The following is a 12,351-nucleotide window of genomic DNA, read 5'->3' on the forward strand; positions in this document are numbered from 1 at the left end:
TATACTTTGTAAACCGTTCCTATGTTATATATAATAAACATGTTATATTATTGGAAGAAATAATAGTACCTAATACTTAATATATTGTTATAGAGAAGTATCATGCAGGAGGAATCGGAGAATGAAGGTTATAAAAATCGCACCTAGGGGCTATTGCTACGGTGTTGTTGATGCCATGGTTATTGCTAGAAATGCAGCTTTAGATAAAACACTACCTCGTCCTATTTATATTCTTGGGATGATTGTTCACAATCAGCATGTCACAGATGCATTCAAAGAAGAAGGCATTATCACATTGGACGGACAAAATAGAAAAGAAATATTAGAAAAAGTAGATTCAGGTACCGTTATTTTTACAGCCCATGGTGTGTCACCAGAGGTTCGCAAAATTGCGGAAGCAAAGGGATTAGTTACATTGGATGCAACCTGTCCAGATGTAACAAAAACCCATGATTTGATTAAAGAAAAAGAAAAAGAAGGATACTATATTATTTATATAGGGAAAAAAGGTCATCCTGAGCCTGAAGGAGCTGTTGGAGTTGCTCCCCATGCTGTTTCGTTAGTAGAAACACAAGAAGATATTAACGCATTAGAGATTAATCGTGAGAAAATTCTCGTTACGAACCAGACAACAATGAGTCAATGGGATGTTGCAGATTTAATGGAAAGCATTAAGAAAAATTTTCCACATGCTGAATTCCATAAAGAAATCTGTCTAGCTACACAAGTAAGACAAGAAGCAGTTGCCAAACAAGCTGGAGAAGCAGATGTCTTAATTGTTGTAGGGGATCCAAAAAGTAATAACTCAAATCGTTTAGCTCAAGTTTCTGAAGAAATCGCCCATACAAAGGCTTATCGTATAGCTGACATTTCAGAACTTAAGCTAGAGTGGTTGAAAGATGCAAATAGCGTTGCAGTTACAGCAGGTGCCTCGACTCCTACTCCTATTACGAAAGAGGTCATTAATTTTCTAGATCAATATGATCCTGCCGATGAAAATACCTGGCCATTAGAAAAGAAAGTACCATTAAATAAAATTTTGCCAAAAGTAAAGGTTAAATAACATGGAAACAAGCGTTCACTTCTTGAGTGAGCGTTTTGTTTATTTTTTGGAGGACATTTGGAGCTATCGAGGTTTTCATTCCCTTGATGAACGCCACTTTTATTTCTTCCTCTTCTACTTGCAGCGTTCATCCCCAGCTCTAAAAAACTTAAAAAGCAGACATACTTAAAAAAAAAGTCTGTCTGCTCATTATTCTTCATTAAATAAAAGTAAATGGATCTGTATGAATAGCAGAGGCAAAAATATCCACCTCATAGCCTTTTTCTTCACACATTTTCGTTAATACCTTTGATACTCCGTTTTTCATTATTTTTTCTACATTGTGTCCAGGATCGATAATATTTAACCCCACAGCTTGTGCATCATGGGCAACATGATAATACATATCTCCTGTAATATAGACATCTGCACCTTTCATTAAAGCATGGGAATAATACTTATTACCATCTCCCCCTAAAACCGCCACTTTTTTGACCTTTGCATCTAAATTGCCTACTACACGTACCCCGTCTACTTCAAGAACCTTTTTGACATGATTAGCGAATTCTAATAATGTTGTCTCTTCTACCTTACCAATTCGACCTAAGCCCAATTGTTCCCCTTTTATTTGTAAATCATAGATATCATAAGCAACTTCTTCATATGGGTGGGCTTTAAGCATTGCTTTTACTATTTTCTTTTCATTTGAAGCCGGATACACCGATTCAATTTTCACTTCTTCTACATGTTCTAATTTATTTACATTCCCAATGTATGGATTAGATCCTTTTAAAGGTTGAAATTCACCGATTCCCTCCGTTGAAAAGACACAATGACCATAATTTCCTATTGCTCCAACACCTGCATCGCCAATTGCTTTTTTCAGCTGTTCCGCATGATCTTTAGGTACATAAACGACTAATTTCTTTAATTTATCTTCATAGGTTGGAACTAATACTTCAGCATCTTGTAATCCTAAGGCATCACTTAAAAGATCATTGACCCCACCTTTTGCGACATCAAGATTTGTATGAGCAGCGTAAACTGCAATATCATGCTTAATTAATTTATGCATTAATTTTCCAGATGGATTATCCATCGTTATTTTAGAAAGAGATCGAAAAATAGGTGGATGATGAGCAATAATCAAATCAACCCCTTGCGAAATTGCTTCTTCCACAACCTCGTCAAGAACATCCAACGCGATCATTACCCGCTTAACAGGTCTGCTTAAATCCCCAACTTGCAGTCCTATTTTATCGCCTTCCATTGCATATTTCTTAGGAGAGAATTGTTCAAACAAAGATATTATTTCATAGCCATTAATATTCTTCATTGTTTCATCACCTCATCTACTAATTTAATTTTTTCATGCAGTTCCTTTCGTTTTCGAGAATTTTCTTCTGAGTTTGGCGCAGCTTCTAGTTGCATAAGTATCCTCTGCCAATTCTTTTTTTCCATCGTCCATTTTTTCACAAATGCTTCATTTTTTTCTTTCATTAAAAATGGACCAAATAATAATTCACTCGTTTTATTTGTTTCATACAAAGAGTGAGAATCCCCTTTTTCTGCAACTAAAACCTCGTAAATTTTTCCGTCCTCTTCCAAAATTTCTTCCGCTACTAAAGCCCACTCATTCTTCAACAACCATTCTCGAATAGAAGACGCACTAACATTCGGCTGCAAAACAAGTCTTTGAACAGATTCTAATTTGTTCTTGCCACTTTCTAATATTGTTGCAATCAATGTACCGCCCATCCCCGCAATCGTAATACAATCTACTTCATTTGCTTCGATAACGTCTAAGCCATTCCCTTTTCGCACAGATATCTTTGAAGTTAATCCTTCTGATTTCACTTGTTTAACTGCTGACTGAAAAGGGCCCTCCACTACTTCTCCTGCAATCGCAAAACAAACATCGTTTCGTTTCACCGTATAGCATGGTAAATAGGCATGGTCAGATCCTATATCTGCAAATCTTGCGTTTTTAGGTATGTATTTTGCAACGGTTTCTAATCGTTTGGATAATTTATCTGTATTCATTATTAACACCACATTTCAAATTCTAGTTAAAGCAAATACTTAGTTACAATAAGTATTATTAGTAAAAAAACCCCTATCAAAGCGGATATCGTAAAATATAATAACTTATACCTCTTACCACATAAATACCAAAATAAACAGTTAATGAATAAAATGATATATAAAAATATTATTTCATTAGAAAAAAATTTCAAAACAATTGCTACACTGCATAAAAGAAAGATAATTGCAGCAACAGTAGCCGGTATATCTACATTTAACTGATTTTTATTATACAAAAAAATACCAACAAAACAAAAAATCAGAAAAATTAGTGAAATAGCCATTTGCAAAATGAAAGACAATTCAGTAAAATATAATAAAAATATAGTTATTGGAATGAATAAAAAAAACAGTAGGGAAAAAAGAAATATATTCTTGCCTTTTTTCTTTACCTTACTTTCTTCCACACCATTGCCTTCTGTATATAAGGTAAGTAAATAATCACAATAATGTTCTGGAAGCATCTTATTTTCTTTCCAATAGGCAATTTCCTTTACAATAATCATTTTTCTCTGATCTTGCATGTTTAAGCAACACTTCCTTTTCCTTTAAGTAAAAAGGTAAACAAGAAAATAAATTTCTATTTATTTCAAACCTTAAAAAAAAGAAATAGCCACTTCATACAGGAAGTAAACTATTTCTTTATGGAATCGTATTGAAGATTACTAAGCCGTTGGAAACTTACTCTAAGAAATCTTTCAATCGTTTGCTTCTGCTTGGGTGTCTTAACTTTCTTAATGCTTTTGCTTCAATTTGACGAATTCTTTCACGTGTTACACCGAATACTTTCCCTACTTCTTCTAGTGTGCGTGTACGCCCATCGTCAAGCCCAAAACGTAATCTTAAAACATTTTCTTCTCTATCTGTTAGTGTATCTAATACGTCTTCTAATTGCTCTTTAAGCAATTCATATGCAGCATGCTCTGAAGGAGAAGTAGCATCTTGGTCCTCTATAAAATCGCCTAAATGAGAATCATCTTCCTCACCAATTGGTGTTTCTAAAGAAACAGGCTCTTGTGCGATTTTTAAAATTTCTCTAACTTTATCTGGTGATAAATCCATGTCTTCTCCAATTTCTTCAGGAGATGGTTCGCGGCCAAGATCCTGCAGTAATTGACGTTGCACACGAATTAATTTATTAATGGTTTCAACCATATGAACAGGTATACGAATTGTTCTAGCTTGGTCCGCAATTGCACGAGTAATTGCTTGGCGAATCCACCATGTAGCATAAGTACTAAATTTAAATCCTTTTTCATAATCAAATTTTTCAACGGCTTTGATCAAACCCATGTTTCCTTCTTGGATTAAATCTAGAAACTGCATTCCACGTCCAACATAGCGTTTAGCAATACTTACAACCAAGCGCAAGTTAGCTTCTGCTAGACGACGTTTTGCTTCTTCGTCCCCTTGCAATATACGCTTTGCTAGGTTAATTTCTTCTTCTGCAGAAAGTAAATCAACTCTTCCGATTTCTTTCAAATACATACGAACTGGATCATTTATTTTTACACCAGGGGGAACACTTAAGTCATTTAAATCGAATTCTTCTTCCCCTTTAGCAAGTTCTTGGACATTAGGAGCTTCTTCTTCTCCATCACCGATTAACTCGACTCCCTGATCTCCTAAAAATTCGTAAAACTCATCCATTTGGTGAGAATCTAATTCAAAACTGGCTAATTTCTCAGCAATATCATCATATGCGAGCACACCTGTTTTTTTACCTACTTCTGTTAATTGTTCCTTTACCTGATCAAGGGTTAGTTCCGTTTCAATCTCTTTTGAACGGGCAGACTTTTCAGCCATATGTCCCCCTCCTTCCAAAAAATCAAGACAATAATATACCTATTTTAACGTTTTTTCTAATAAAAGAACTTCCATGCCTATTTGAGCAGCTTTTATAAAGTCATTTTGACGTTCCGCTTCTTTCAACATTTGTTTCTTTTCTTTAATTTCAAGCATTTTCTCATAATTAATGATTTGCTTTATATAATCACTAATTTCTACTTCACTTACCTCTTCATTTACTTCCATCATTTCGATTTCGGCTACAATCCGTTGTAAATCTGGATCGTCAATAAAATTCATAAAGGAACTTGTATCGTTGCCTAGTCCTTTTTCATAATAAGCAAGAAGATAAGTAAAGATTGCTTGATTTTCATCAATATTAAATGCTCTTCCCTGTAATGAGTCCTGCACTTTGTAGGCAATATCCTCATTTTTAAACATATGTGCAAGCAGTCTTTTTTCTGCAGTATGATATGCTGGTAATAATCCGGTTGCTCGTTTTTTTACCGTATATTGCTTAACAGGAACTACATTTTTTTCAACAGCATGCTCATTTGGAACTGATTGTTCCATCTGCATCTGTTGTTGCTTTAATGCCTCTAATGAAAGCGAAAATTCATCCGCAAGTTGTCTTAAATAGAGGTCTTTTTCTACCGCCTTCTCCAGTTTAGCAATTTCTCCTATTACTTCTTCGATATAGGCGAGTTTATCTCCTTCATTTTGAAGATTTTTCCCTCTTCGATAGTAAAGCATTTTGAATCCCATGAAAGGAATGCTTCCATGAAGAATTTCCTGTTGCAATTTATCTTCCCCAAATTTATTCACATAATCATCTGGGTCCATTCCGTCTGGTAACATTACTACTTTTACAACACAATTAGCCTTTGTAAGAAGCTGACCTGCACGAAAAGCTGCTTCTATCCCAGCTGAATCAGAATCATAACAAATTGTTATATTTCGTGCGCTTCTTTTTAGAATTGCGATATGCTCTTCCGTTAAGGATGTTCCCATTGTCGCAACACTATTTTCAACTCCTGCTCTAATGGCAGCTATAACATCTGCAAACCCCTCAAATAGAACAGTGTATTGAAGCTTTCGTATAATAGGCCTTGCTTTATGAAAATTGTAAAGTGTATTGCTTTTATTAAAAATTGGTGTTTCGGGACTGTTAAGATATTTGGGATTATTATCCCCTAAAGCACGTCCAGAAAACGCAATTGTGTTACCATTTCGATCACAGATAGGGAATATTATTCGATCGCGAAAACGATCAAAATATTTATCATCCCTTTCACTTTTTACAATCAAACCAGCTTTTTCCAATAGTGAAACATCAAATTTACGTTTCCCTAAAAATTTCACAGCTAAATCCCAAGAATTAAGTGTATAGCCTATTTGGAACTTTTCAATGATAGGTAAAGTAAAGCCCCTATTAGTCAAATATTCTAATGCATGCTGACCATCCTTTGTATTTACGAGCAAATGATGGTAGAATTTAGATAATAAATCATGTGCATCAATCATTTGCTGTAGATTATCAGGAATGGCTGTTTTCTTTTCCAAGTCAGCGACTTCTATTCCTAAGTCTATACTTGCTCTGTCTGCTAGACTCGAAGCTACTTCTACAAAAGAGGAGCCTTCTAAGTCCATAAGGAAAGTAAATACATTTCCACCTGCATGACAACCGAAGCAATGGAATATCTGTTTATCTGGCGATACAGTAAAAGAAGGTGTTTTTTCGCCGTGAAAAGGACAAAGACCGATGAAATTGCGCCCTTGTCTAGTAAGGGATACATGCTCTCCAATGATTTCAACTATATCAGTAGCCTGTTTAATTTCATTGAGTTTTTCTTCAGGAATGCGCGCCACCATTATCTAACACATCTCCCTACTTATTGCCTACTTTAAAGAATTATTCGACGTATCCCATCGATTCTCCTTCATCTTTCGACAAAATCCTTTTAAAGTTTCTTCTAAATTTTTGTCGATCCTCTTCTGTATAAGGTTTTGGTCCTTTTCCATATACTCCTTTTCGCCTTGCTTTAGCGGATAAATACCGCATATCAAGTGCAGTATTTATACTGTCTTCCTTAAAAATTACTCCTCTTGGTGAGAGTACAGTAACTTGCTTTAGCAATAACGTGGAGGCCAAGCCTATATCTTGAGTTACGACAATATCCTGTTTCTTGGTAGCATTCATAATAAATAAATCCACAGCTTCTTTATCACTATCTACATACTTCCACTTTTGTTCGTCATTATCCCGCTTCATATGTGCATAGGATGCAACGAATAACAATTCATAATGATAATAAGAAGCTATTTCGACAATATCTTCTTTTACAGGACAGGAATCAGCATCAACATATACCATATGTTTTCCTAATGTACTATTAATTCTACATCACTCCACATATTCCTTCTTCCTAAATAATTTTTTCACGAAAGAAGTAATGTCGAAAATTTTTTTATCCCTTTCCTTGACTTCTCACAATAAATAGTTTATTCGTAAAAAGCCAAGTCTAAACCTAAAATATGATACTTTTTTATCACAATTTTTTATTATAGTACAAATTCGCTTGAAATTCCATCTTTTTTTATCTATAATTATTCCTTTTATGCAATACTAGAACAAAAAATATAAGCAAAAAAGAATAAGGAATCAAATAATTTCTAAGAAAAAGTTCATTTCAGTTAGTAAAGATCTGATTTTTTACAATTAAAAACTTGATTCTACATATGAAGAACCAAGTCGTTACCACTTACTGTTCAATATAATATCCTAATTATCTGCATTATATTTGGATCGATAATACAAACTGTGAATTATATTTGCTGTTTCTTCCACTGCTTTATTCGTAACATCGATAACTGGACAGCCAAGACGATTTACTATATCGTCAAAATAAGTTAATTCTTCCTTAATTCTTTCAATTTGCGCATAGCTCGCTTGATCACTTAATCCTAAGGAAATAAGCCGTTCTTTTCTAATATTGTTTAATTTTGTCGGACTTATTTTCAACCCAAAACATTTGCTTGCTGGTACCTCAAATAATTCTTTGGGAGGATCAACTTCAGGTACGATTGGAACATTTGCTACTTTAACCCTTTTATGTGCCAAAAATTGAGAAAGAGGTGTTTTAGATGTTCGGGAAACACCAATTAAAATGATATCGGCCTTTTCCAAGCCTCTCGGGTCTCTGCCATCATCATATTTAACAGCAAATTCTATTGCCTCTACTTTTTTAAAATAATCTTCATCTAGCTTTCGAACAAGCCCTGGTTCATATAAAGGTGTCTTTCCCCATAACACTTGAAATTGATCAATAATTGGTCCAATGATATCACAAGCATATACCCCTTCTTGTCGTGCCAGCTCGCTCATATAATTCCGAATTTCTGGCTTGACCAGTGTATAGGCAATCATTCCATGCTCTACTTTAGCTTGCATAACTACTTCATGAATATTCGATTTATCCTCAACAAATGGAAATCTTTTGATTAATACATTTACATTATGTCCAGAAAACTGGCTAATTGCTGCTTTAGTTACAAGTTCAGCTGTTTCACCAACCGAATCAGATACAACATAAATAATTTGTCTTTCAGTCATTTTGTTCCTCCACAATTCCATCACGAATGTTAGCCAAGTCCACAAACGCTCTAGTGATATTTGTTTTCGAAACTCTTCCTATCACAAGAAGACCATTTTCCGTTTTTTCAACGACTGGGAGTGCATCAATTTCTCGATCCATTAATTTGCAGCCAACATCTACTAATATTTCTTCTTTAAAACAATACGTAACGTTCGGCATCCTAGTCATAATAATTGCTACTGGTAAAGAATTTAACTCTTGTTTCCCAATGCTTGCTCTCAGTAAATCTTTACGGGATACCACTCCTGTTAATGTGGACTCTTCATCAACGACAAAAATGGTTCCAACATCTTCTGTAAACATAATTACGATTGCATCATAAACAGAGGAATTTTCATGAACCACAACTGGATGTGAATAATAATCTTTCACTAATATATTGCGAATATTATCTATTACTAACCTTTCCGAGTTTTTCCCAGTGTAGAAGTAACCTACACGAGGTCTCGCATCTAAAAAGCCAGCCATTGTCAATATCGCTAAATCTGGTCGAAGGGTAGCCCTTGTTAAATTTAATTTATCTGCAATATGCTCACCTGTAATTGGACCATTTTCTTTTACTATTTCAATTATTCTTTCTTGACGTTTATTCAGTTCGATTTCCTATTCACCACCTTCATTTAGGTAACGATATCTATTAACTATTATATACGAAATACCCGGAATCAAAAGAAAAAGAATGAAAAGTAAGCTTTTTATCCTTACAAATTTAAAAGTTCCGTTAATCATTACCACCTATTACCTTTTACAAAACGAAACTAGGTAGGGTTTCCCCTGCCTAGCTCTCCTAAAACCAACTATTCATTACTTTACAATTATCTCGTTGACACTTGCAAATCCTTTAATATATACAGCTATTTCTGCCATCATATTTAAGCGATTTGCTTTAATCTTATCATCTTCAGCCATTACCATTGTATGGTCAAAGTAAGCTGAAATCACATCTTTCAAGGAGAATAATAAATCGAAATATTCTTCCTCACTTACCTCTTTATTGATTTTTTCCTTAACTGCTATAAAGCTATTATATAGATTACTTTCATACTCGTTTTCAAATAAAGTGGGCTCCACAGAAGAAATTGTTTCGGCTTTATTGGATATATTAATGATTCTGCTTAAGGATTCTATCCCTTCTTTAAAATCAATATTTTCTTTGCGAGTATCTAGTACTTTTGCTTTTCTTAAAATACTTGCGGCCCCACCTATTTTTTCTGCTAGTATCGCTTCGATTATATCATAGCGAATACCTTCTTCTTGTAAAATATGCTTAACACGTAATTTAAAGAATGAAAGAACAGAATCAACTAGCTCTATTCCTGCAACTTTTGCTGAATCAGACATTTCCTTAATCGTAATCTCAGCTAACTGTTCAATTGAAATACTCCAATTTTTATCGATTAACGTTTGTACAATTCCTGTTGCCTGTCTTCTTAATGCATAAGGGTCTTGTGATCCCGTAGGAACCATTCCAATACTAAAGAATGATACAATCGTATCCAGTTTTTCCGCAAGTGCTAGGACAGCACCGATATTACTAGCAGCTGTTTCATCCTCAGCATGACGTGGCATATAATGTTCATTTATCGCAGTTGCAACCGCCTTTTTCTCTCCTTTTTGCAATGCATAACGTTCCCCCATTAATCCTTGTAGCTCAGGGAATTCATACACCATATTTGTAACAAGATCAAACTTAGCGATTTGTGCTGCTCTATCAACATCCTGTGTCTCTTCTGCTGATAAATGTAATTGCTCAGCCAACTTTGCAGCGATTGCTCGTACTCGAGCTACTTTCGCCGCTAAAGTACCAATTTCTTCATGATAAACGATTGCTTCTAACTTTTTAAGCAGTTCATCAATCACTAATTTTTGGTCTTCTTTATAGAAGAATGCTGCATCTGCAAGTCGAGCTCTTAATACTTTTTCATTTCCTTTTGCAACTTTGTCTAAGTGCTGATGATCACCATTACGAACAGTGACAAAGAACGGAAGTAGCTTACCATCCTTTGATTTCACTGGGAAATAGCGCTGATGTTCCTTCATACTTGTTATTAATACTTCTGTTGGTAGTTCTAAAAATGCCTCTTCAAAAGTACCGTATAAAGCTGTTGGATATTCAACTAAATTGGTAACTTCTTCTAATAAATCTTCATCAATTGGAATAATCCAATTGTTTTCTTCTTCTAATTTTTTTATTTGAGAAACAATTGCTTCCTTTCGATCGGTTGCATTAACCATTACGAACTGCCCCAACATTTCCTTTTCATAATTAGAAGGATTATTAAAGATAATTTCCCCACCAAGAAAACGATGACCAAGTGACTTATTAGATGTTTCAACATTAGTAATCGAGAACTTAATAATTTCTTCTCCGAATAATGCGATCAACCATTTAATTGGACGAATGTAACGTAAATCATTATTAGCCCATCGCATGTTTTTTGGGAAAGATAAGCTTAAGATTAATTCTTTTAATTCTGGTAGTAGCTCACTAGTTTGTTTTCCTTCAATAAACTTTTTAACATGAGCATATTCAACACCTTTTATTTCTTTAAAATAAATGTCATCTACTGTTAAACCATGGCCTCTTGTAAAACCAGCAGCAGCTTTAGACCATTCACCAGCTTCATTTTGTGCAATTCGTTTAGCAGGACCTTTCGCTTCTTCTTCCATATCTTGTTGGGATTCATCTAATCCAGTAACAAGAAGCGCCAATCTGCGAGGAGATGAAAATGCCTGAACAGAAGCATAACCTAATTGTTTCTCTGTAAGCCATGCCTCCATTTTATCCTTCAGTGTACTAATACTAGTAGTGATAAAACGTGCTGGCATTTCTTCTAAACCAATCTCCAATAATAAATCTCTTTTATTCATGGCTTTCTCCCTCCTTGCTTTTTAAAATTGGGAATCCTAATTTTTCTCTTTCTTCATAGAATGTTTTTGCAACTTTACGCGCTAAATTTCTACATCTTCCAATATACCCTGTTCTTTCTGTAACAGAGATTGCTCCTTTAGCATCCAACAAATTGAATACGTGAGAGCATTTCAATACATAGTCATATGCAGGGTGTACTAGCCCTTCGTCCATTTGTCTATGTGCCTCTTTTTCATAAATAGAGAAAAGGTTAAACAGCATATCTGTATCAGACGTTTCAAATGTATATTTACTATGCTCAAATTCTGGCTGATAAAAAATATCTTTTATGGTGAAACCTTCTGTCCATTCTAAATCAAAAACATTTTCTTTATCCTGAATATAAGATGCTAGTCGCTCAATCCCGTATGTTATTTCAACAGATACTGGCTTACACTCAATACCACCAACTTGTTGGAAATACGTAAATTGGGTAATTTCCATTCCATCAAGCCATACTTCCCATCCAAGGCCTGCACAGCCTAAAGAAGGGTTTTCCCAGTTGTCCTCTACAAATCGTATATCATGCTCCAATGGGTTAATTCCTAACGCTCTTAAAGAATCTAAGTATAGTTCTTGAATGTTATCTGGTGATGGCTTCATGATTACTTGAAATTGATGATGCTGATATAAACGGTTTGGATTTTCGCCATATCTTCCATCAGCAGGTCTTCTAGATGGCTCTACATATGCCACATTCCATGGTTCTGGACCAATTGCTCTTAAAAATGTGTACGGGCTCATCGTCCCTGCGCCTTTTTCAACATCATATGCCTGCATCAAAATGCAGCCATAATCAGACCAATGTTTTTGCAATGTTAAAATCATGTTTTGAATATTCATTGCCTTTCCTACACCTCCGAGTTATT

The 12,351-nt window shown here is 34.8% G+C and carries 11 protein-coding genes; 1 reads left to right on the forward strand and 10 read right to left on the reverse strand.

Annotated elements, in window-relative coordinates:
- Positions 1 to 121 precede the first annotated feature (121 nt).
- Positions 122 to 1,063, forward strand: a complete 942-nt coding sequence (locus NYE52_RS14545; RefSeq protein WP_341193729.1) for a 4-hydroxy-3-methylbut-2-enyl diphosphate reductase — start codon at positions 122 to 124, stop codon at positions 1,061 to 1,063.
- A 199-nt stretch (positions 1,064 to 1,262) separates the two neighbouring features.
- On the opposite strand, the gene NYE52_RS14550 is transcribed toward NYE52_RS14545, so the two are convergent.
- The 10 genes from NYE52_RS14550 to glyQ form a co-directional block, all read right to left on the reverse strand.
- Complete coding sequence (locus tag NYE52_RS14550; RefSeq protein ID WP_341193730.1) at positions 1,263 to 2,378, reverse strand: Nif3-like dinuclear metal center hexameric protein; 1,116 nt, start codon at positions 2,376 to 2,378, stop codon at positions 1,263 to 1,265.
- Positions 2,375 to 3,085 (reverse strand): tRNA (adenine(22)-N(1))-methyltransferase, encoded by a 711-nt coding sequence (locus NYE52_RS14555; protein ID WP_341193731.1) that lies wholly within the window; start codon positions 3,083 to 3,085, stop codon positions 2,375 to 2,377. Before NYE52_RS14555 ends, NYE52_RS14550 begins: the two co-directional genes overlap by 4 nt.
- Positions 3,086 to 3,111: 26 nt before the next feature.
- Positions 3,112 to 3,633 carry a hypothetical protein gene (locus tag NYE52_RS14560; protein WP_341193732.1) on the reverse strand — a complete coding sequence of 174 codons (522 nt, stop codon included), beginning with the start codon at positions 3,631 to 3,633 and terminating at the stop codon, positions 3,112 to 3,114.
- 175 nt (positions 3,634 to 3,808) lie between these two features.
- Positions 3,809 to 4,933: an RNA polymerase sigma factor RpoD gene (rpoD, locus tag NYE52_RS14565; protein ID WP_341193733.1), complete on the reverse strand. Its 1,125-nt coding sequence runs from the start codon at positions 4,931 to 4,933 to the stop codon at positions 3,809 to 3,811.
- 39 nt (positions 4,934 to 4,972) lie between these two features.
- Entirely contained in the window at positions 4,973 to 6,787 is a 1,815-nt protein-coding gene (dnaG, locus tag NYE52_RS14570) for a DNA primase (protein ID WP_341193734.1), read from the reverse strand.
- Between the two features lie 40 nt (positions 6,788 to 6,827).
- Positions 6,828 to 7,289 carry a YaiI/YqxD family protein gene (locus NYE52_RS14575; RefSeq protein WP_341193735.1) on the reverse strand — a complete coding sequence of 154 codons (462 nt, stop codon included), beginning with the start codon at positions 7,287 to 7,289 and terminating at the stop codon, positions 6,828 to 6,830.
- A 408-nt stretch (positions 7,290 to 7,697) separates the two neighbouring features.
- On the reverse strand, positions 7,698 to 8,528 hold the full coding sequence (locus NYE52_RS14580) for a pyruvate, water dikinase regulatory protein (RefSeq protein WP_341193736.1): 831 nt from the start codon (positions 8,526 to 8,528) through the stop codon (positions 7,698 to 7,700).
- Positions 8,521 to 9,171, reverse strand: coding sequence for a helix-turn-helix transcriptional regulator (locus NYE52_RS14585; RefSeq protein WP_341195202.1), 651 nt, complete (start codon positions 9,169 to 9,171; stop codon positions 8,521 to 8,523). Before NYE52_RS14585 ends, NYE52_RS14580 begins: the two co-directional genes overlap by 8 nt.
- A 204-nt stretch (positions 9,172 to 9,375) precedes the next feature.
- Positions 9,376 to 11,442 carry a glycine--tRNA ligase subunit beta gene (gene glyS / locus NYE52_RS14590; protein WP_341193737.1) on the reverse strand — a complete coding sequence of 689 codons (2,067 nt, stop codon included), beginning with the start codon at positions 11,440 to 11,442 and terminating at the stop codon, positions 9,376 to 9,378.
- On the reverse strand, positions 11,435 to 12,325 hold the full coding sequence (glyQ, locus tag NYE52_RS14595) for a glycine--tRNA ligase subunit alpha (protein ID WP_341193738.1): 891 nt from the start codon (positions 12,323 to 12,325) through the stop codon (positions 11,435 to 11,437). Before glyQ ends, glyS begins: the two co-directional genes overlap by 8 nt.
- Between the last annotated feature and the right edge of the window lie 26 nt (positions 12,326 to 12,351).

The sequence above is a fragment of the Niallia sp. FSL W8-0635 genome (assembly GCF_038007965.1).
In the GTDB taxonomy this organism is placed as follows: Bacteria; Bacillota; Bacilli; order Bacillales; family Cytobacillaceae; genus Niallia.

What these genes read in the sequence shown, in the direction of transcription:
- NYE52_RS14545 (WP_341193729.1), top strand. Translation starts at nt 122, where the DNA reads ATGAAGGTTATAAAAATCGCACCTAGGGGCTATTGCTACGGTGTTGTT.
- NYE52_RS14550 (WP_341193730.1), bottom strand. Translation starts at nt 2,378, where the DNA reads ATGAAGAATATTAATGGCTATGAAATAATATCTTTGTTTGAACAATTC.
- NYE52_RS14555 (WP_341193731.1), bottom strand. Translation starts at nt 3,085, where the DNA reads ATGAATACAGATAAATTATCCAAACGATTAGAAACCGTTGCAAAATAC.
- NYE52_RS14560 (WP_341193732.1), bottom strand. Translation starts at nt 3,633, where the DNA reads ATGATTATTGTAAAGGAAATTGCCTATTGGAAAGAAAATAAGATGCTT.
- rpoD (WP_341193733.1), bottom strand. Translation starts at nt 4,933, where the DNA reads ATGGCTGAAAAGTCTGCCCGTTCAAAAGAGATTGAAACGGAACTAACC.
- dnaG (WP_341193734.1), bottom strand. Translation starts at nt 6,787, where the DNA reads ATGGTGGCGCGCATTCCTGAAGAAAAACTCAATGAAATTAAACAGGCT.
- NYE52_RS14575 (WP_341193735.1), bottom strand. Translation starts at nt 7,289, where the DNA reads ATGGTATATGTTGATGCTGATTCCTGTCCTGTAAAAGAAGATATTGTC.
- NYE52_RS14580 (WP_341193736.1), bottom strand. Translation starts at nt 8,528, where the DNA reads ATGACTGAAAGACAAATTATTTATGTTGTATCTGATTCGGTTGGTGAA.
- glyS (WP_341193737.1), bottom strand. Translation starts at nt 11,442, where the DNA reads ATGAATAAAAGAGATTTATTATTGGAGATTGGTTTAGAAGAAATGCCA.
- glyQ (WP_341193738.1), bottom strand. Translation starts at nt 12,325, where the DNA reads ATGAATATTCAAAACATGATTTTAACATTGCAAAAACATTGGTCTGAT.